We start from the raw sequence: 18,857 nt of genomic DNA, 5'->3' as shown, positions 1-18,857 counted from the left end.
AAGGCTACAAGGCGCAGGATCAAGACGGTGATGAACAGCGTGGTCTTCATGTCTTGCCGTTTGATCAGCCATGCCCGGACCTTGGTGATGCAACTGGGATGTTCCAAGGAATGGCACGATTGGTTTGGCAGGTTGTTTCAACGCCTCAAGGCAGCGTAGCGCCTGCAAAATCTGGAATAAAAAAATGATACAGGTGTATTGCGCCAAAATTCTGGTAATAGACGGTGATCTGAATGATTTCATGCTGAGATAGCTCATTTTAAGCTTCCAGTATCTTGGCAGCGGAGATGGTTCGATGGAAAATCGTTCCAAAACTTTCGATGAGAAGTCCTAACCAAGCAAAGTCACGGATTCAGGATTCTTCTTTGACTGTCGCTTGCCCGTGAATTTGTGCTTTCTCCATATCAGGTTGAAGGAATCGATCAAAAAAAACGTGTCCCCAGCGCTCAATCAACATATCGTTGTACAATCGCCCCTCAAGCTCCCGCACGGAAATGCCCGCAAGTCGGGCATACGCGGGATTGACCTTTCTAACCACGCCGAACCTGTCCACGAATATCTGGGCGTCCTGGGAACTGGCGACCATCAGGTCGGATATGCGCAAACCTTGCTCGGCCTTTTCCCGTTCAAGAACCTCCTGCCGCAGTCTTTGCACGGTCAGGGCCAGTTCCTTGTTCCGCTCCAGCATGTATACTTCCAGCTGTCTTTGATTGTGAATGAAGGAGCGGTGCAGGGCGATGCAGTCCGTCACTTCCCGGACGATCACCAGGAGTCCGTCCTTGGTTTCGGCCGCGTCGACCCAAGGCTCGGCTTGGATCATGACCATGCAACGCTCCGGGCCTTTTCCGGCCAAAGAGACCAGAAGGGTCCGTTCGTGCGGCTCCTGGGCAGGTGCGCGGAGAAATGATTCGACGATCTCTCTTTCGGGGGGATGCACATGCTTGAGAAAGCGCTTCACGGTGGGGGTGACGGAATAGGGGGCGTAGCCCAGCAAGGCATACAAGGATGCCGACCATGCTCCACGTTTTGAAGCGGAAGACACTATCCACGCCCCGGATTTGACGGAGATAAGCTCGACGTCTGAATGCGTCGTCGCTTCCCGGTCGGCGAGGTGAACAGGATTGCGACACCCCGCACTGAAGGAGGGACCGTGAAAGAGAAAAAGGGTTACAGGGGCGATATTCAGGACCCGGCAGAGTTTTTCCAGGAGCGTGAAGGACGGCGTGGAAGTGCCGCGCTCGATGCGGCTGATTTGCTTCAGGCTCAAGCCGACTTTTTCGGCCAAACCGGCTTGGGTCAAACGCTTCAGAGTGCGAAAAAAACGGAGCCGCTCGCCGAATTGCGTGGCCACCGAAAATTCATCGCTCATGGGCATCCTTTTCAGAAGGAACGGAGTCCCGTCATTGTACGGGTATGCTCCTGATTGTCCTGGGCCGTCCCGGCTATTGCCCCGAGACGGCCCAGGAAGGCCGAGCTAGGTCGCTCAGCCGTTTTTCAGGCGTTGGACAAGATTTTTTAACTCCACGGCCTGCCCGGCCAGTTCGGAGACGGCTTGGGCCGATTGGTTCATGACTTCGCTGGTCTCCGAGGATATCCGGTTAATGTCGTCCACGCTGCGGTTGATCTCCTCGCTGGCCGAGGATTGCTCTTCTGCTGCCGTGGCGATGGACCGGACCTGATCCGAGGCTTGCTCGACCATGGTCACGATCTCCCGCAGGGCGCCGCCGGAAGAGTCGGCCAGTTTGGTGGCCTCGGCCACGGAGCGCACCGCCTGCTCCACACCCTGGATATTGCTTTTGGTGCCTTCCTGGATGGCTGAAATGGCGTCGCCCACTTCCTTGGTGGCGTTCATGGTCTTTTCGGCCAGCTTGCGCACCTCGTCGGCCACCACGGCGAACCCGCGACCCGCGTCTCCGGCCCGGGCTGCCTCGATGGCTGCGTTCAGGGCCAGCAGGTTGGTCTGGTCCGCGATGTCCTCGATCACGGTCATGATCCGCCCGATCTGCTCGGCCTGTCTGCCCAGCTTGCCCAGATTCTCCTTCATGGCCTGGGTCTGATTTTCCACCTGATTGATGGCCGCCACGGCCCGGGTGACCACCTCCGCGCCCTCCTGAGCCTTGGTTCGGGCCTTGTCCGAGCCTTCCGCAGCGTTGGAGGCGTTCTTGGCCACTTCCAGCACCGTGGCGTTCATCTCCTCCATGGCCGTGGCCGTCTCGCCGGTGCGGCTCTTCTGTTCCTCCGCGCCCCGACTGGCCTGCTCCACCTGGGCCGCCAGTTCTTCCGAGGCCGAGGTCATCCGTTCCACCACTCCTTCGATGCTGCCCGCGGCTTGGAGCATGCCCTCCCGCTTGGCTGTTTCGGCCTGGGCTCGCGCTTCCTCGGCCTCCTGTGTGGCAACCTTGGCTTTCTCGGTTTCCTGGTGAGCCAATTCGGACTGGTGTTCGGCCTCCTTCATCTTTTCGATCAGGGACTGGACCATGGTTTGAATGCTCTGATTCAGTTTGCCGACTTCGTCCTTCTGGTCAATGCCGGACCGGGCCTGCAAGTCGCCCTTGGCCACGGCCCCGGCGTAGTGCATCAGGCGGTTTACTGGATTGGTGATGCTCCGGCTGACCAACAGCGCGATGACGATGCCCAAGCCGAAAAAAACGAACGAGGCAATAATGAGGGTCCAACGCAACTGATACACCTGGGCATAGACGTCGTCCGCCATGGCCCCCACGGCAATGGACCAGCCCGTGCCGGGAATGGGCGCGAACCCAAAGTAACGATTCGTTCCCATGAACGGATATGCGTCAAAGCCGGACTCGCCCTTGACCATGCGTTGGAACATGGCCGCCAAACGTGCATACTGGGCATCCGTCCTGGACTCTTCAATGAAGTTGCGCTGATCCATCACGAACTGCCTGTTGCCGTGAGCGATCAGGGTTCCCTTGTCATCGATGATATAGGAGTATCCCGTGGTCCCGTATTCAATATCGTCAGTGATATCACTGAGTTGTGTTGCGTCCAGGACAGCAAAAAGAACGCCGGAGATATTTCCACGGGCTCTGATCGGCGTGGCGACAATAATAATTGGTTTATTCAGCACGCGATGAATGATCACACTTGAGAATACGCTTTTTCCATTCATGGCGTCTCTGAAATAAGCTCTGTCACTGACGTTGGTCGTGGAGCCTGTTGGAGAGTGGGTATTACCGTCGGGCGTCACGACAACCATATCCTGATAACCCAATCTGGCGATTTCGAATTCCAACGCCGACTTTTGTTGCGGCCAGTCCATGGTTTGGATGACATACCGGGCGGCAACCCCTTCGATAGCCAAAATGTGATAATCCAGTTGACTCCTGACAAGCTTGGCTCCATCCTCGGCCATCAGCGGAATGTTTTCCTCCACCTGGCCGACCACGGCTCGGGAAGCCCGGTCGTAGGCGATGTATCCCAGTCCGCCGCAGACCAGGATCAACAAGGCCAAAAAACCACCGATCAATTTGATGCCAATGGGGGTGTTCTTCATTGTTCCCTTTGCTCCTTTTGATTGATTTCGGACCTTATAAGTCCGTAAGCAAATTCTGCTCGCCTTTGCTCAGCAGACGGTCCAGGTCCAACAGAATTAGCAGCCTGTCCGCCAGCTTGCCCACGCCGCTGATATACTCGGATTCAATCCCGGAAATGATCGTCGGCGGCGGTTCCACCGTATTTGCCGGGATGCGCAGCACTTCGGATACGGAATCCACCACGAATCCGATGATCACCGCATTGATTTCAAGGACGATGATCCGGGTGTTTTTGTCATGGTCCTGGGCGGCCATGCCGAAACGTTTACGCAGGTCGACGATCGGGATGACCTTGCCGCGCAGGTTGATCACGCCTTCCACGAAATCCGGAGCCTTGGGCACACGGGTGATGCTCATCATCCGGATAATCTCCTGAACCTTGAGAATCTCCACGCCGAATTCCTCGTCGCCGATGTGAAACGTGACCAACTGCAGTAGCTCGGAGCCTGCGTCTTTACGAGCAGTCGTTTCCCGCATCCTGCCCCCCCCTTTTTTTTGTTCGGCCTGAGGCCGAAGGCAGATTGATGGATTATGAAAAAATTACTTGTCTACCACACGTGAAAACACTGTACAGCCCGGATAATGTCCAATTTAGATCATTTTTTGTCGTGGTGGTATGAAATAGCGGCGAAGGGAAGGCGGACCAGGGGGGGATTTTCCGGTTGCGACGGGCCGGTATCCACAAGGCGGCGATGCATACCCATACCGTGACCACCACCCCGGAACCGGGTCGTGCTGGCGATCAAAATCAGCTCACGGACGGAACCAGGAGCTTGTTGAGCAGTCTCCTGATTTGCTGGATGGTATAGGGTTTGGCTATCGAGCCGACAAAGCCGTATTCTTGAAAATTGGCCATCACCGGGTCGCTGGAGTAGCCGCTGGAGGCCACGACCCTGGCGGCGGGGTCGAGTTTGAGGATTTCCCGGACCGCCTCCTTGCCGCCCATGCCGCCGGGGATGGTCAGGTCCATGATCACGACGTCGAAAGGAAGCCCGTCAGCCATGGCCTGTTTGTACCGGGCCACGGCCTCCTCGCCGTTCTGGACCGGAAGGGCCGCATGGCCCAGGTGTTCCATCAGGTCCACGCTGACGTCCAGGATCATCACCTCGTCGTCCATCACCAATATGCGTCCACCCGGGCGATCCGGTTCGTCCTTTTCGGCGTCGCGGGGCGTCGGCGAGGCGGTGGGAATGGCGGGCAGATAAACATGAAATGTCGTGCCTTGTCCGGGCACGGATTCCACCGTGATGACGCCGCCGTGTCGCTTGATGATGGAATAGCTTGAAGCAAGGCCGAGCCCGGAGCCGTGGGCCTTGGTGGTGAAGTATGGATCAAAGATCCTGGTCAGGTGTTCCGGGGAGATGCCGTGTCCCTGGTCGGTCACGGAAAGACGCGTGAACGGTCCGGAAGCGAGGATGGCCTCCGGGAGTTTTGGGGCGTCGATATTCGCCCCGGTCAGGGTGACAAGGCCGCCTTGGGGCATGGCATGGTGGGCGTTGAGGGCCAAGTTGTGGATCACCCGGCTGATTTGGTCTGGATCGGCGTGGACGGACCAGAGATCGTCGGGAAGTTGGAAAACGCATTTGGCGCTGGTTCCACGCAGGGCGAATTCTGCCGACTCTCGCGCCAGCCCGCCCAGGGGCAGGATTTCCCGGACGGGAGTGCCGCCCTTGGCAAAGGTCAACATTTGTTGGGTCAGGCCCTTGCCTCGGTAGGTGGCGCTTTCAGCCTCGCGGAGCTTGCGTTCGGCCTTGTCCGGTTCGGCCAGGGACAGCCGGGCCGAGGTGATGTTGCCCAGGATCGCGGTCAGGGTGTTGTTGAAGTCGTGGGCGATACCTCCGGCCAAAATCCCCAGAGACTCCAGCTTTTCGGCCTTGAGAGCCTCGTCCAGAAGTCGTTGCTTCTCGGTTTCGTCCCGGAAGGCGAGCACCACGCCGATCACCCGGCTTTCCTTGTCTCTGATCGGGGCCGCGTTGGATGCGACGAGCCGGAGCTTTCCGTCCCTGGAGACAAGGTGGCCGGTACCGCCCAACTGGAGTACGATCCCCTTTTCCAAGACTTGGCGAACCAGAACATCGACCTGTCCGAAACGATCATCCCGCATCTGGAGCACTTCGGACAGGGGCAGCCCATGGGCCTCATCCTGGGACCAGCCGGTCAGTTCCTCGGCGGCCTTGTTCAGAAACAGCACCTTCCCCCCGGTGTCCGCGGCGATAACCCCATCGCCGATGGATCGCAGAATCACGGCCAATCGCTCCGAGGCCAGCTCCGCCGCCTCGGCCAAACGCTGCGCCTCCATCCTGCTGTTTTCGGCCTGGGCCAGGGCGCTTTTCAGGTTGCCAACCATTTCGGTAATGGCCTGCATCAACCGCCGCGCTTCACCGTAAAAGCGCCCGGTGACTCCGGCGTTAAGGTCTCCGGCGGAGACCTTGTCCGCATAATCGGCTAAAACGCCCAGGGACCTGGTGAACACGATGGAGGCAAGCAAGGCTGCGGGTAGGACAAGAAGCAGGATAATAAGCGAAAACGTGACCATCTCCACGCGCAAAACGCGCATTTCGGCCTCAATGTCGTCGATGTACAGGCCGGTGCCCAGAATCCAGCCCCAGGGTTCAAAGAGCAACAAATAGGATTCCTTGGGGTGCCTCTCCGCGTTGATGCTCGTTTGATGCGGCTTGGGCCAGTTGTAGGCCACGAAGCCGTCCCCGGTCGTTTGGACGACCTCGGTAAAGAGCAACAGTAAATTGGCCATGGTTCCCGGAAGCAGCTTCACCGGCCCCTGAAAGCCGTACTCCATGCGCATGACCTCCGCGGTCAGAGGGGCGCCCTGCTCCGTGCCGTCCAGGTCCGGAATGGTCGGATGCATCAGCAGGCGCGGCATGGATGCGGCGTTGTCGCTGATCCAGAGATAATCACCCCGGCCGTAGCGCATGTGCTTGATCCGTCTCTTGGCGCGATCCTGGGCCTCATCCAGGGTCAATTCTCCGGCCCGGACTCGTTGTTGATATTCGTCAAGCAGGGAGTGGGCCGAACGCGCGACGTGCATCAGCGCTTCCTTCCTGCCGTACAGCAGCCGCTCTTGCATCAAGGGCAGGAAATAGAACAGAATCATCGCGCAAAAAACCAGGACGAGCGCCAGGATCAACCCGAAAGTCTTGGCGGGGATGGACAGGTTCAGGAGTTTTTTGAGCATGGAGTGTCTGAGATTCGGGGTAGGCGGAATTTGGGTTCAAAGGGGTAACGGCATCAATCGGAATCGCAATCGAAACAAGCCTGTTGTTATCGTGTCTTGGGACAAGTTATTTGTGGCCGATTTCGATTGCGATTCGCTACAGATGCGCGGCCCCCGGAAAGCCGTCAACGTAACCAACTGCAGTAATTCGTTGCCGGCATTATTATGTATGGTCCTTTCCCGCATTCTGTCCCCCTCTTTGGTCGGCCTTTGGTCGGCCAAGGGCAAGTTAATGGATTGTAGCAAGAATTTTCTGCTTATCACATGTGAAAAATGAGTACAGGTCGGATTATGTCCAATTTAGATCAATTTGAAAAATTGCTGAAGCTCCGGACCTTGGACCGTCAAGCCGCCTCCATGAAGTGTTTCGCCCAACTTGTGGCTTTGTTTTGAGCTTTTGCGGCGGTGTCGCGCCCGATGGCCAGTCTTTCCAGGATCGTCTCGGCTTGTGGCCAGTTTCCGCTTTCCGAGGCAAGCACAAGGTCCAGCCAGGCTTGCAGTTCCGGGTCGTCGCCCAGCAGGCCTTGCGCCAGGCGGGGTTCCAGGGACAGTTTGCCGACGATGTCCGGCATGGGTTGGGAAAGCAGGGCGTCCAGGGATGAGAAGAGGCCGAAGAGAAACATGGAGTCCGGCGGCAGCGAGGTGGAGAGCTTTGCCTGGCTCAATATCTCCAGGAATCTGGCCCGTTGGAGACAAAAAGAGAGCAGTTCCCGTGCATGGGGGGCGGGGTTCATGTCCGCCAGAATGAGCACGCGCAGCCAGATCGCGATTTTCCGCTGCCCGAGCATGTTCACGGCCTGGGTTATGGACCTGACTTGATAAGGCAGGCCGATGCCGGGCGAGTTGATGTACCGCAGCAGGCGATAACTCAGGGAGACGTCGGTCTGGATGATCTTGGTGATCTGCGTCATGTCCAGGTCAGGAGCCCCAAGCGCTTGCAGCAGGTTGAGCCGGGAAATCTGGCTGGAGGAAAGGTTTTTTCCGGCAACGACCTGCGGACGACTGAAAAAGTACCCTTGAAACAGAGAGAAACCCAAATCCCGACACCGATCGAAAACCGCCAAGTCCTCCACTTTTTCGGCGAGCAGGATACACCGATGCCTGCCCAGCCTGCCCACGACCGCGTCCAGTTCTCCGGGTTGAACCCCGAGAACGTCCACCTTGACGATGTCCGCCAGTTCCAACAGAGGCTCGAAGCCCGGTCCGCCGACAAAGTCGTCCAGGGCCAGAGTGTATCCCTCGCACTTGAGTTGGCGGCAGACTTCCAGGACTTCCGCGCTTGGCCGCACTGTTTCAAGAATCTCCACCACGGCTGTTTCCGCGGGCAGGGCGCGGGGCATCCCCTGGAGGAGCATGCTCTCGGGATAGTTGATGAGGACTTTCTGTCTCTGAGACAGCCACTCCGTGGCCAGAGTGAAGCCGTTCATCATCACTTGGGAGGTGGCCACGTCGTGATCCTCGATCTCGGCCACGCGGCTCTGGGCGCTTTGTCGGAACAGCAGTTCGTAGCCCCAGACCAGCATCTCCGTGTCGAACACCGGCTGCCGGGCTACGTACACATCTTCCGTCGCGCTGCCAGGGATCGGATTCTGCTCGTGAAGGGTAAGAGACATTCTGATTTAGTCCTTTCGTAGGCGTATGATGTTTGCGTTCTAAACGTTTTAGAGCCTCTGGAAAAAATCACGTATCGCCTGGCAAACCCAATGGCAGGGCCACGTGGAGAGTGGCTCCGCCACCGGGCGTGTCGTCCACGGAAATTGCCCCCTGCATCAGGTTCATCAGGCGCTTGACGATGGCCAGCCCTACCCCCGCGCCCTCATAAGGCCGGGCCAGAGAACCATCCACCTGGGTGAAGGGCTCGAAAATCTTGTTCAGGTTTTCCTCGGGGATGCCGATTCCGGTATCGGCGACCGTGATCAGGACGCGACACTCTCCCGGCCTTGGTGACGATAACCGGGTCAGGTCAAGCCGGACGCTCCCTTTGTCCGTGAACTTCAGTGCGTTGCCCGTCAATTGGAAGAGGATTTGGCGGATTAGCCTCACATCACCCAGGAGCAAGGAGGGAGTTGACGGATCAACAACGCATTCCAGGGCAAGTCCCTTTTCCTGGGCCACGGGACCAAACAAATCGACCACGTACATGCACAATTCCGATGGTGAAAAGACCTCCTCGTTGATCGTCTGGAGCTCCATTTCGAGCCTGGACAGTTCAAGCAGGTCGTTGAGCAGTCGGCTCAACCGGTCGGAGGACTTGAGCGCCAAAGAGAGAACGTGTTGTTGCTCTTCGTCCAGACGGGTGGACTTCAAAACATGCATCATGCCGAGGATCCCGTTCAGAGGGGTGCGCAGTTCGTGGCTCATGTTGCCCAGAAATTCGGACTTGGCCCTGCTCAGGGCCTCGGCCGCCTCCTTGGCCTGAATCAGCTCCTTTTCCTTCTTGTGTTCAACAGTGACGTCGCGCAGAATGCCCTGAATCATATTGTCGCCGATCAGTTTGGCGCGGACCTGGACGAAAAATTCAGAACCGTCGCCGCGCAGGCAACGGTGCACCGCGGTCGTGGTTCTGTGAAGCTGAATTTCCTGGAACAGCGCGGCGACATGGTTCACTTCCTCGGGATGAACGAGCTGCATGGGATGCAGGCGTCGCAATTCGTCCAAGGTGTAACCGAACATGTCCAGAACGGCCTTATTGGCTTCAAGTATCCGGCCTTCCAGGTCGTGCAGGAAAATGCCCTCCGATGAGTTGTCGAACAAGGCGCGGAAACGCTCCTCTCTTTGTTGGAGCAGCGCTTCGCGGGATGAACTCAGGGCGTCTTCCAGAAGTTTTCGTTCGGTCACGTCCCGGGCCGCGCCGTGGATGCGCGTCACGCGGCCTGAAAGAGGGTCCGGGACCGGGGATGCGGTGGTTTGCAGCCAGCGGACTTCTCCGTCTTTACGCAAGATGCGAAATTCGGCCAGAGATTTTTCACCAGCCAATAACCGTTCAACGGCTAGTGAGACGATGGGCATGTCTTCGGGGTGGATCAGCGTCGGCACGCCGCCGGAGGCCTCCAGGCCTGAAGCCGTATAGCCGGTGATACGCTCGTGGGTATCGGAGGCCCACTCGATAGTCAGACGCCGCGTCTGATCGACGTGCAGGGAGAAGGCATAGTCCGACGCTTCGGAGATCAGTCGGTGGCGCTCCTCGCTCTTTCTCAGCGCCTCATCCATCCGTTTGTGCTCGGTGATGTCCATGGCCATGCCGACGAGTACGGGGGAGTCCGATGCGTCGTCGGTCAATCGGGCCTGATCCCGCAGCCAGCGCCACGTTCCATCCTTCGCCTGGATCCGATACTCCAGGTCGATGGGATGTCCCTGCCTGGCGGACTCGATGGCCGTTTCGACCTTGGCTGCGTCCTCGGGATGGATGGAGCGATTCCAGAGCATGGGGTCGCTCTTCAGTTCCCCCACGGTGTAGCCGAGGATGTGTTGCGTATGCGGCGACCAGACTTCGGTTCCGCCGACGCCTGGAACAAAGGAGTACAGGATCGCCGGGGCCGCCTGGATGAGGCGCTCCACCTGCTCGCCTTTAAATTCCAGCTCCCGCTGGGCCGCCGCGCTCAGCGCCCGGGCGCTTCTGGCCTCTTCCGCGGCCTGGCGCAGCCTGAGGTCTCGTACCGTCACCGCGGCCTCAAGCCGGTTCAGGTCGCGGTGCAACAGATCGCGATAGAGTTCCCAGTCAGTGACGTCCTGAATGATAAGTCGCGCCCGGTCCATGCCGTGACATCCGTCCGTGATCTGCTCGGCATGGATCAGAAGCCGCCGCTCGGTCCCATTCTCGCTGATCAGCACGCACGGAAACGGTTGTGGTCGGCCATGTTCGAGAATCTTTTTAAAAAACGCCTTGCAACGCCGGACGAACTCCGGCGCGAGGCGCTCCAGCAATACCTCGCTCAATGAGGTCTTTCGCTCGGGAAAGCCGAGCAGGCACCGCAAGGCCTCGGACCATGTTTCCCGGCCCGTCGCGAAGTTGAAGTCCCATGTGCCGACTCCGGCGACAAGCTGAACATCGGCACCGCACAGGGACAAAGCGGTCGATTGTTCCTCCGTGTCCGCTGCCAGGTTTTTCGATCCGCTTCCCGGCGACAGGAAAAAATTAGCCACCTCCGTCCCCAGGGCTTCCGCAGCCTTGAGCAGGAGCTCAACTGAGGGATATCCGCGGCCTCTCTCGATCAACCCGACGTGCTGCGCCGTCACGCCCAGACGCATGGCCAGTTGCTCTCGATTCATGTTGTTCAGCAGACGAAAGAACCTCAGTCGCTCCCCGACCACGCATTCCATGACGCCTCTCTCGTTTTTTTATGCCAAAAGTTGGCAAACTATGCTGGAAATGAAGCCCGGAGCAAGAAACTCAGATATTTTTTACGGTGATTCTCACTGCATGGAAACCCGATATGTTTCGATTTATCCGGCATATTCTCTATTTTTTAACGCGATTCTCGCAAAAAGAAACAGCCGCAAAAGCGGCTGTTTCTTTGACCATGCATTCTGTAGTCAGGGTGAAAATGGATTTCGAACTATCCATTTTCAATCCTTCCACACGCCCCGAACCTTCCTGATTTCTTCCAGGACCCTGAAAAACGCGTCAACCACCTCGGGATCGAACTGGGTCCCCGCTCCGGTACGAATGATTTCAAGACAGTCTTCCTCGGGCAGGGCTGGTTTGTAGGGACGTGCGCTGTTCAATGCATCAAAGACGTCCACGACGGACACGATCCGGGCCTGGAGCGGGATGTCCTCGCCCTTGCGCCCAAATGGATACCCCGTTCCATCCCATCGTTCATGGTGAAACATGGCCAGGACGCGGGCCAGCCGCAGCAGCTCGTTGTCTCCGCCGGACATGATCGACTCCGGGGCGGCGCAGATTTCGGTCGCGGACTGCCCGCCGGTCAACGGGCCGAGGATTTCGCAGCCGTAATGGCAATGCCGCTGCATGATCTCCATTTCCTCTTCAGTCAGCTTTCCGGGCTTGAGCAGGATGTGATCCGGGATGCCGATTTTGCCCACATCGTGCAGCGGGGCGCAATCCCGGAGTTGTTCACAATCCTGCTCGGACAAGCCCATGGCCCGGGCCAACAAGGCGCTGATTTCACCGACGCGAACGACATGGTTCCCGGTTTCGTTGTCCTTGTATTCCGCGGCGCGACTGAGCCGCTGCATCACCTGGCGGCGGGTTTTCTCCAGCTCGGCGGTTCGTTCGCGGACCAAGGCCTCCAGGTTTTCCTTGTATTCCCTGTTCTCCCTGATCAAGCGCGCCCGCTCCAGCACCTTGCCCAACGTGTGCTCCAGAACCTCCATCCTGTGTACCGGTTTGGTGATGAAGTCCCAGGCGCCGAGCCGCATGGCCCGCAAGGCATCTTCCACCACGCCGACACCGGAGAGCACGACCAACGGGAGCTCCGGTGCCTCTTCCACGGCAAGCTGGATAAAGGCGTATCCGTCCATGACCGGCATGTTCAGGTCCACGACCACGGCTTCGAGGCGTTGGGCCTCGCGCCGAAGCGTCTCAAGCCCTTGCAGGCCGTTTTCCGCAGTGAGGGTCTCATGATCCATGTCTTCCAAATAGGCGCTCAGCGCCCGACGCAGCCCGTCCTCGTCGTCAATGATCAAAATGGCCATCAGTCGATCTCTCCCGGCAACAGTTCGCGTATGCGCGCCAAAATCCGGTTCATTTTCGTGGGCTTGAGAAAGACGTCCCGGTCCGATACGCCCACGCTTTTCAGTTCATCCAGAAGTTCACGATCCACCGTTCCGGTATGCACCAGGCAGCGACGGCATAGGTCGGCCTTCAACGCGGACCGGATGAAAGCCGCCCCGTTCATGCCAGGCAGGCGAATATCCACGATGCAGACGTCGGCTGGGTCGCGCCGGAGCATTTCCAAGGCTTTCTCGCCGGACTCCGCCGCGGTGACCCGGAACTCGTCATAGTCTTCCAGGAATAAGAGAAACTGAGCCCTGATCCGCTCTTCATCCTCCACGATGCACAGGTGAGGCCGTGTCCTGCTCATGGGGTCGTCTCCTTGCTCGCCGAGGGGAGTTCGACAATGAAACAGGCCCCCGCGTTGGGCGTTGATTTCACGCGCATTGCACCTTTATGGCTTTGGGAGATGATGAAATACGAGACCGAGAGGCCCAATCCCGTTCCCTGGCCCGGCGGTTTGGTCGTGAAAAAAGGTTCGAATACCCTGGCTTGGACCTCGGGGGGAATACCTGGCCCGTTGTCCTCCACCTCGATGCGCACTCCGTCGGCAAACCCGGATATGCGGACTTCAATACGCGGGTTCTCCACCGGAGGCACGGCTTCCGCCATGGCCTGGGCCGCATTGCGCAGCAAATTCAGGACAACCTGCTCGATTTCCGTCTCTGTGCAGTTGAAAGACGGCAGGTTGTCGTCAACGTTCAGTTCAACGGTGATTTTCCTGAAATCATATTCCCTTTTCAGGTCATAGTCGCTTTGCGCCAGGGTCAGGGCATTCTTCACAATCCGTTCCGGATCGCACACAGTGCGCCTGGATTCGCTGCGGCGCGTAAAGTCGAGCATGTGCCGGATGATCATCGCGGCCCGCATGGCCGCGGACTGAATGTCCTCGATGAAGGCGTCCAGCTTGCGTCGGTGCATGTATTCGGCCAGCAATCCGAGGTCCAGGCCAATGGCCTCCGCAGCCTGGATGTTTTTGGGAAAGTCGGGCCTGGTACGCTGGGCCAGGTTCTGGGCGGCCTGCAGCACGATGCCCAGCGGATTGTTGATCTCGTGGGCAATGCCCGCGGCAATCCCTCCCATGGAAATCATCTTTTCCGTCTCGACCATCATCTCCCGCATTTTTTTGGCCTCGGTGACGTCGTGGGCAAAGCAGACCACGTACTCCACGTCCCCGCCGTCGCTCAGTTTTGGGGTTTTTGTCACCTCTAAAAGTCGCAGCGTTCCCTCGCCGTCGCGCAGCAACTCCTCCGTCTTGATCCGGCGGCGTTCCTTGAAAACCTGTCTGTTGCCGACGACGCAGAACTGGACTTCCTCGCCCGAAAACAGCACCTCCCGCAAGGGCCGGTTTTCAAGCATGCTCTTGTCCTTGCCGAAAAACCGGGCATGGGCGGTATTTACCGCTCCGTAGGTCTCCGGGTCTTTCAAGTACCAGACATGCGCGTCGATATTGTTCAACAGGATATTTTGCTCGTCGACCAGACTTCGCAAACGTTCCTCGGCCTGTTTGCGCTCGCTGATGTCCCGGACAAAGGCGCAGGCCAGGAAACGGCCTTTACGTTCAAAGTAGTTGGTCGATACCTCCACGGGGAAAACACGGCCGTCCCTGGCCCGGTGCTGGGACTCCAGGCGCATCGCCCCGGCGTTTACCATGGCTTCCTTATGCCGTTCAAAGCCCTCTGCCTGAAAATTCGGGTCAATGTCGAAAACCGTCATTTGCAACAGCTCATCCCGTGTATACCCCAGGGAGGCGCAGGCGGCATCATTGACATAGGACAGGCCACCCCGGTCATCCACCCAGAAAATACCGTCCATCGCCCGGTCCATGGCAAACTGGTTCATGAGCAAAGCGTCCTCGACGCGCCTGCGTTCGGCGTTGACCAGCACCTGGCCGGCCATGGCCGCCATGGTACTCGCGAAGGCTTCTTCGTCGGAATGCCACTTTCGCTTTTCGCCGACATGCTCCAGGCTCACGACTCCCGCCAGTTCTCCTTTGACCACAATCCCGGCGTCCAGCAAGGAAGAGATACCCACGGGGATAAAATATTTCTCACCCAATCCTTTGGTGCGTGAATCCGTCAGGACGTCTTCGACATGGATTCGGCGGTCCGTGTGAAGGGTATCGAAATAGATGGGAAAATCTTTGGCAGTGAGGAAAGCGTCGCTTCGAATATGGACACCGGAGAGGGAGTCGTACAGGGAAAGGCATTCCAGCCCAGATCCGTCTTCGGAAAAGAGCCATATCCCGGCCCGCGCGACCTGGAGAGCCGTCGCCGATACTTCAGTCAGGCGGTGCAGGGCGCTGTTCAGGTCGCCGGAAGCGATCACGGAATCCAGAGCGAGTTCGGCAATGGCCGAGCGTTGCGCACGCGACCGCTCCTCGCTTTCCCGCAGGGCTTGCTCGGCCTTCTTGGCCTGGGTGATGTCGCGGCCGACGCCCACCACGGCCGCGACATTTCCGGACTCGTCCAGCACGGCCTTGTCCGACCATGCAAGCCATCGCCAACCGTTCCGGGTCATGGCCCGCTGTTCGAGATACGTCGTATGCGGTGGAATGAACAAGGATTCCATGGCTCTGGCCGTGGAGTCCTGGTCTTCCTCGTGGACCAGGGGCATAAACTTTTGTCCCATCAACTCTTCCCTGGTCTTGCCGAACAGGTCGCAATAACTGGAGCTGACGAAGAGAAAACGGCCATCAAGGTCCACCTTGACCACCAAGTCACTCTGGTTGTCCACCAGCAGCCGATAGTCTTCCTCGCTTTTTCGCAGTCTCTCCAGTGTACCGAGCTGTTCGGTGACATCGAGCAGGGAAAGGAGGAATCTGTCCTCAGAGCCGAAGGGCATGGGGATGACCGAGACCAGAAAGTCGTAAACCGGGAAAGCGGGCCTTCCGGAAACCCGCAGCCGCGCTTGAACGTCATGGATCGGCTTTCCGTCGCGCACGGCCCGGTTCAGGGCATCACGCAGCGGGCAGGCCGGACAAGGTCGGGCCTGCCCGCATTCCTGCCTCCCGGCAATGCTTTCGCAATGCAGCACCTCGCCGAGAATCCGCCCGACGAGCGCTTCCTCATCCCCGCCCGCCAGCCGGGCTGCCGCCTTGTTCAGCCCGAACACGCGGGCCTTCCGGTCAACGAGAAGCATGGGGTTGGGGGCATTGGTGAAGATGGGCTCATACGGTGAAGGGGCGGGATTTTGGCGTGGAGAACATGCCGCGAGCCGACCTTCGAATTCAGCGATCCGGGTCTGCGCCTGCTCCAGTTCCTCCAGAGCCTGCTCCAAAGACCACACGCGTTCATCAGCGGGCATAATTTATCTCGCTATTTTGACGGGTTGCTGACATTGAGACAAGGTCGGACGAGAGTTGTTTTCCCGTCGTCAACTTGATCTTTTTTTTGAGACGGGGCAAGTGGCGGTTCGTTCGTGACCTGTTTCCCGCGTGCCTTTCCCCCGGTCGCGCGACATGACGACATCTCAACCATTCCACGAAGAATATGCGCACCGACTGGCACACTCACGCCTTCCACCCCAAGATCGCTCACAAGGTTCTGGCCCAATTGCGCGGGCATTACGGGATAGACCCCGTGGGCACGGGCTTGCCCGAGGATTTGATTTTCCGGTTGCGACGGGCCGGCATCCACAAGGCGGCGGTGCATACCGCGGCCACCACCCCAGACCAGGTCGTGCCGGCGAACAACTGGTCCATGTTCATGCAGACCGAGCATCCCGAGTTGATCGCCTTTGGAACCCTGCATCCCGGGTTTATGAACTGGGAACGGGAGTTGGTCCGCCTGGAAACGGCCGGAATCAGGGGCCTGAAGTTTCATCCGGATTTCCAGGGATTCCGGCTTGACGATCCGGTCCTGTATCCGCTTTTCGAGGCCATTGGCAACCGGTTCGCGCTCATGTTTCACGTCGGCGACCGGCTTCCACCGGACCTGAATCCGTCGAGCCCGGGCAAACTGGCCAAAATCCGTCGCGATTTTCCGAAATTGACGATCATCGCGGCGCACTTCGGCGGCTATCTGCATTGGGACCAGGCCCTGGAGGTCCTGGCCGGGACCGACGTGTATCTGGACACCTCCAGTTCCTTGCCCTTTATGCCCCGGGATCTGCTGCGCGGACTGCTGCGCAAGCATCCCAGGGAACGGCTGCTGTTCGGCAGCGACTATCCGCTGTTCGACCCCCTGGACGAAATCCGGCTTTTGGAAACCAATGCCGGACTGCGGGAGGAGGAGATTGAGGCGGTGTTGGGGAACGGGGTGTTCTGATGAGGTGGGCCGGGGTGGGTGGAGGTGATGAGGAGGCCTGAAACTTGAAGCCTTAGGCTGGAGGCTTGGAATCCGGGGAAAAGTGTTTGAGCGTTTCTTGAGGTTCGGCGTGTTTTGAGGAGAGCCGTTTCGGATAGTGAGTTTTATTCTCATAATTGTTGACAGTAAAAGTGTGTCCGAGTAGGAAGAGCGGCTTCGTTTTTACTTTTCGTGATGTCGATGAGAGCCTTGAGTATCGAATCGGTACCGGAATAATTTGAATTAGAAAATCAAAATTTAAATCACAATTGTCATCGGTGTCGGGATACTTGGATTTTCGATGCTGACCCATGGTGATTTTGGATTAAGGAAATCCTGAAAACTCGCATCATTCAACAGTCAGACGCATGAGGAGGCAAGATGATCAAGGTGAGGAACGTGTTGGGATTTGTTGTCGCGGCCTCGTTGCTGCTTTCCAGCATGGTCGTGTCCGCTTCGGACAAATATCCGGAGGATACGCTGGTCATGGCCAATTTTCGCGATCTGCGGGATTTGAACCCGCATTTGTACGGAGGAGAACTTTTCGCCCAGAATCTGCTGTTCGAAGGACTGATCTTCCTCGGCAATGACGGGGAGCCCGAACCATGGCTTGCCGAAAGCTGGGAGGTCAGTCCTGACGGCAAGGTGTATACCTTCAAGCTGCGTGAGGACGTGATGTTTTCAGACGGCGTCAAGTTCGACGCCCACGCCGCGAAAAAGAACTTTGACGCCGTGTTGGACAACGGGGCGCGACACGGCTGGTTGGAGTCCGTGCGGATGATGATGGAAATCGAGGAATCCGGCAAACAGAGCGTGCGCGTGAAGGACGACCACACCCTGGAGATCGAGTTTTCCGCCCCCTACTATCCCTTCATCATCGAACTGGGAGTCACCCGGCCGTTCCGGATGCTGTCTCCGGCCTGCTTCAAGGACGGGACGACCAGGAACGGGGTGGCCTGCCTGGCCGGAACCGGGAGCTATGTCCTGGAGATGAACAGGGTGGACGAGTACTCGGAATTCGTCCGCAACCCGAACTATTGGGGGGAATCGCCGAGCATCGGGAAGATCGTCGCCAAGGTCATTCCGGACAACCAAGCCCGCCTGATGGCGCTGGACAACGGCGGGATCGACCTGATCTACGGCCTGCAACTGATCAGCCCCCAGGCCTTCCAGCAGTTTTCCGAAAAGAAGGGCTTCGCGGGCGCGCTGTCCGGACCGGTCTCCACCCGGATGCTGGTGCTGAACACCACCAGCGAGAATCTCCGGGACGTGCGGGTCCGCCGGGCGCTCCAGCATCTGACCAGCAAGGAGCTGATCAGCGAGCGGATCATGCTGGGGCTGGAAGCGCCGGCCCAGACGCTGTTTTCCAGGTCCATCCCCTATGCCGACATCGACCTCGAGCCCTATCATCATGACCTGTCCGCAGCCGAAAAACTCCTGGACGAGGCCGGGTGGGTGAAGAGCGGCCAGTTGCGCTCCAGGGACGGAAAGCCGCTGGAGATCACCCTGACCTACGATACCAACAAGGTCATGGAGCGGACCATTGCCCAGTTTCTGCAAGGCGAATGGAGCAGGGCCGGCGTCAAGCTGAACCTCGTGGGCGAGGAGGAACAGGCGCACCGGGATCGCCTGATGGCGGGCAATTTCGACATCTCCTTCAATATTTCCTGGGGCACGCCGTATGATCCGCAATCCTTCCTGAGCGGGATGCTCAAGCCCGTTTATGGGGACTATGCCGCGCAGCAGGGGCTGGCGGAAAAGCAAAGGATCGACGAGACGATTCTCAAGGCCGTGGCCGCGGTGGACGAAGGCGAGCGCCAGGCGCACTACACGTACATTCTGGAGACCCTGCACCGGGAGGCCGTGTATCTGCCCCTGACCTACGAGCGCAACAGGGCCATCTTCAATTCCAGGGTGGGCAACGTCGGTTTCAACCCCTCCCAGTTTGAAATTCCCCTGCAATTCATGACCGTGCAGTAAAGAGTCGGGCTTCCGAGTCTTCCCCGGAAGACCCGGAAGCCCTTTCCGGCGTCTTCGTCAACAGG

At 58.4% G+C, this 18,857-nt stretch carries 11 protein-coding genes and 1 pseudogene; 3 read left to right on the top strand and 9 right to left on the bottom strand.

Features of this window, described 5'->3' with window-relative positions:
• Positions 1-159: pseudogene (locus AC559A_RS16180) on the top strand (IS1380-like element ISDth1 family transposase); the annotation flags it as partial.
• A 193-nt stretch (positions 160-352) separates the two neighbouring features.
• On the opposite strand, the gene AC559A_RS16175 reads toward AC559A_RS16180, so the two are convergent.
• From AC559A_RS16175 to AC559A_RS16135, 9 genes are all read right to left on the bottom strand, one after another.
• Positions 353-1,369 carry a helix-turn-helix domain-containing protein gene (locus AC559A_RS16175; RefSeq protein WP_498818737.1) on the bottom strand — a complete coding sequence of 339 codons (1,017 nt, stop codon included), beginning with the start codon at positions 1,367-1,369 and terminating at the stop codon, positions 353-355.
• A 114-nt stretch (positions 1,370-1,483) separates the two neighbouring features.
• Positions 1,484-3,517, bottom strand: a complete 2,034-nt coding sequence (locus AC559A_RS16170; RefSeq protein WP_498818735.1) for a methyl-accepting chemotaxis protein — start codon at positions 3,515-3,517, stop codon at positions 1,484-1,486.
• Positions 3,518-3,551: 34 nt separating this feature from the next.
• A complete protein-coding gene (locus AC559A_RS16165; RefSeq protein WP_498818733.1) occupies positions 3,552-4,034 on the bottom strand; it encodes a chemotaxis protein CheW in 483 nt (160 codons plus the stop codon).
• 271 nt (positions 4,035-4,305) lie between these two features.
• A complete protein-coding gene (locus AC559A_RS16160; RefSeq protein WP_498818731.1) occupies positions 4,306-6,750 on the bottom strand; it encodes a cache domain-containing protein in 2,445 nt (814 codons plus the stop codon).
• 383 nt (positions 6,751-7,133) lie between these two features.
• Positions 7,134-8,402 carry an EAL and HDOD domain-containing protein gene (locus AC559A_RS16155; RefSeq protein WP_498818729.1) on the bottom strand — a complete coding sequence of 423 codons (1,269 nt, stop codon included), beginning with the start codon at positions 8,400-8,402 and terminating at the stop codon, positions 7,134-7,136.
• 67 nt (positions 8,403-8,469) lie between these two features.
• Positions 8,470-11,109 (bottom strand): PAS domain S-box protein, encoded by a 2,640-nt coding sequence (locus AC559A_RS16150; RefSeq protein WP_498818727.1) that lies wholly within the window; start codon positions 11,107-11,109, stop codon positions 8,470-8,472.
• A 246-nt stretch (positions 11,110-11,355) separates the two neighbouring features.
• Entirely contained in the window at positions 11,356-12,447 is a 1,092-nt protein-coding gene (locus AC559A_RS16145) for an HD-GYP domain-containing protein (protein WP_498818726.1), read from the bottom strand.
• Positions 12,447-12,836 (bottom strand): response regulator, encoded by a 390-nt coding sequence (locus AC559A_RS16140; RefSeq protein ID WP_498818724.1) that lies wholly within the window; start codon positions 12,834-12,836, stop codon positions 12,447-12,449. Before AC559A_RS16140 ends, AC559A_RS16145 begins: the two co-directional genes overlap by 1 nt.
• A complete protein-coding gene (locus AC559A_RS16135) occupies positions 12,833-15,832 on the bottom strand; it encodes a PAS domain S-box protein (RefSeq protein WP_498818722.1) in 3,000 nt (999 codons plus the stop codon). The genes AC559A_RS16140 and AC559A_RS16135 overlap by 4 nt, the downstream gene beginning before the upstream one ends.
• A gap of 185 nt (positions 15,833-16,017) precedes the next feature.
• Here AC559A_RS16135 and AC559A_RS16130 point away from each other — a divergent pair, with 185 nt between their 5' ends.
• Together AC559A_RS16130 and nikA are read left to right on the top strand one after the other, a co-directional pair.
• Positions 16,018-16,794 carry an amidohydrolase family protein gene (locus AC559A_RS16130; RefSeq protein WP_498818720.1) on the top strand — a complete coding sequence of 259 codons (777 nt, stop codon included), beginning with the start codon at positions 16,018-16,020 and terminating at the stop codon, positions 16,792-16,794.
• A gap of 399 nt (positions 16,795-17,193) precedes the next feature.
• On the top strand, positions 17,194-18,792 hold the full coding sequence (nikA, locus tag AC559A_RS16125) for a nickel ABC transporter substrate-binding protein (protein ID WP_498818718.1): 1,599 nt from the start codon (positions 17,194-17,196) through the stop codon (positions 18,790-18,792).
• Positions 18,793-18,857: the final 65 nt, after the last annotated feature.

Source organism: Desulfonatronum zhilinae, assembly GCF_900182865.1.
In the GTDB taxonomy this organism is placed as follows: domain Bacteria; phylum Desulfobacterota; class Desulfovibrionia; order Desulfovibrionales; family Desulfonatronaceae; genus Desulfonatronum; species Desulfonatronum lacustre.
The sequence above is the reverse complement of the archived record's forward strand: the minus strand, read 5'-3'. Positions and strand labels throughout refer to the sequence as shown.

What these genes read in the sequence shown, in the direction of transcription:
- AC559A_RS16175 (WP_498818737.1), bottom strand. Translation starts at nt 1,369, where the DNA reads ATGAGCGATGAATTTTCGGTGGCCACGCAATTCGGCGAGCGGCTCCGT.
- AC559A_RS16170 (WP_498818735.1), bottom strand. Translation starts at nt 3,517, where the DNA reads ATGAAGAACACCCCCATTGGCATCAAATTGATCGGTGGTTTTTTGGCC.
- AC559A_RS16165 (WP_498818733.1), bottom strand. Translation starts at nt 4,034, where the DNA reads ATGCGGGAAACGACTGCTCGTAAAGACGCAGGCTCCGAGCTACTGCAG.
- AC559A_RS16160 (WP_498818731.1), bottom strand. Translation starts at nt 6,750, where the DNA reads ATGCTCAAAAAACTCCTGAACCTGTCCATCCCCGCCAAGACTTTCGGG.
- AC559A_RS16155 (WP_498818729.1), bottom strand. Translation starts at nt 8,402, where the DNA reads ATGTCTCTTACCCTTCACGAGCAGAATCCGATCCCTGGCAGCGCGACG.
- AC559A_RS16150 (WP_498818727.1), bottom strand. Translation starts at nt 11,109, where the DNA reads ATGGAATGCGTGGTCGGGGAGCGACTGAGGTTCTTTCGTCTGCTGAAC.
- AC559A_RS16145 (WP_498818726.1), bottom strand. Translation starts at nt 12,447, where the DNA reads ATGGCCATTTTGATCATTGACGACGAGGACGGGCTGCGTCGGGCGCTG.
- AC559A_RS16140 (WP_498818724.1), bottom strand. Translation starts at nt 12,836, where the DNA reads ATGAGCAGGACACGGCCTCACCTGTGCATCGTGGAGGATGAAGAGCGG.
- AC559A_RS16135 (WP_498818722.1), bottom strand. Translation starts at nt 15,832, where the DNA reads ATGCCCGCTGATGAACGCGTGTGGTCTTTGGAGCAGGCTCTGGAGGAA.
- AC559A_RS16130 (WP_498818720.1), top strand. Translation starts at nt 16,018, where the DNA reads ATGCGCACCGACTGGCACACTCACGCCTTCCACCCCAAGATCGCTCAC.
- nikA (WP_498818718.1), top strand. Translation starts at nt 17,194, where the DNA reads ATGATCAAGGTGAGGAACGTGTTGGGATTTGTTGTCGCGGCCTCGTTG.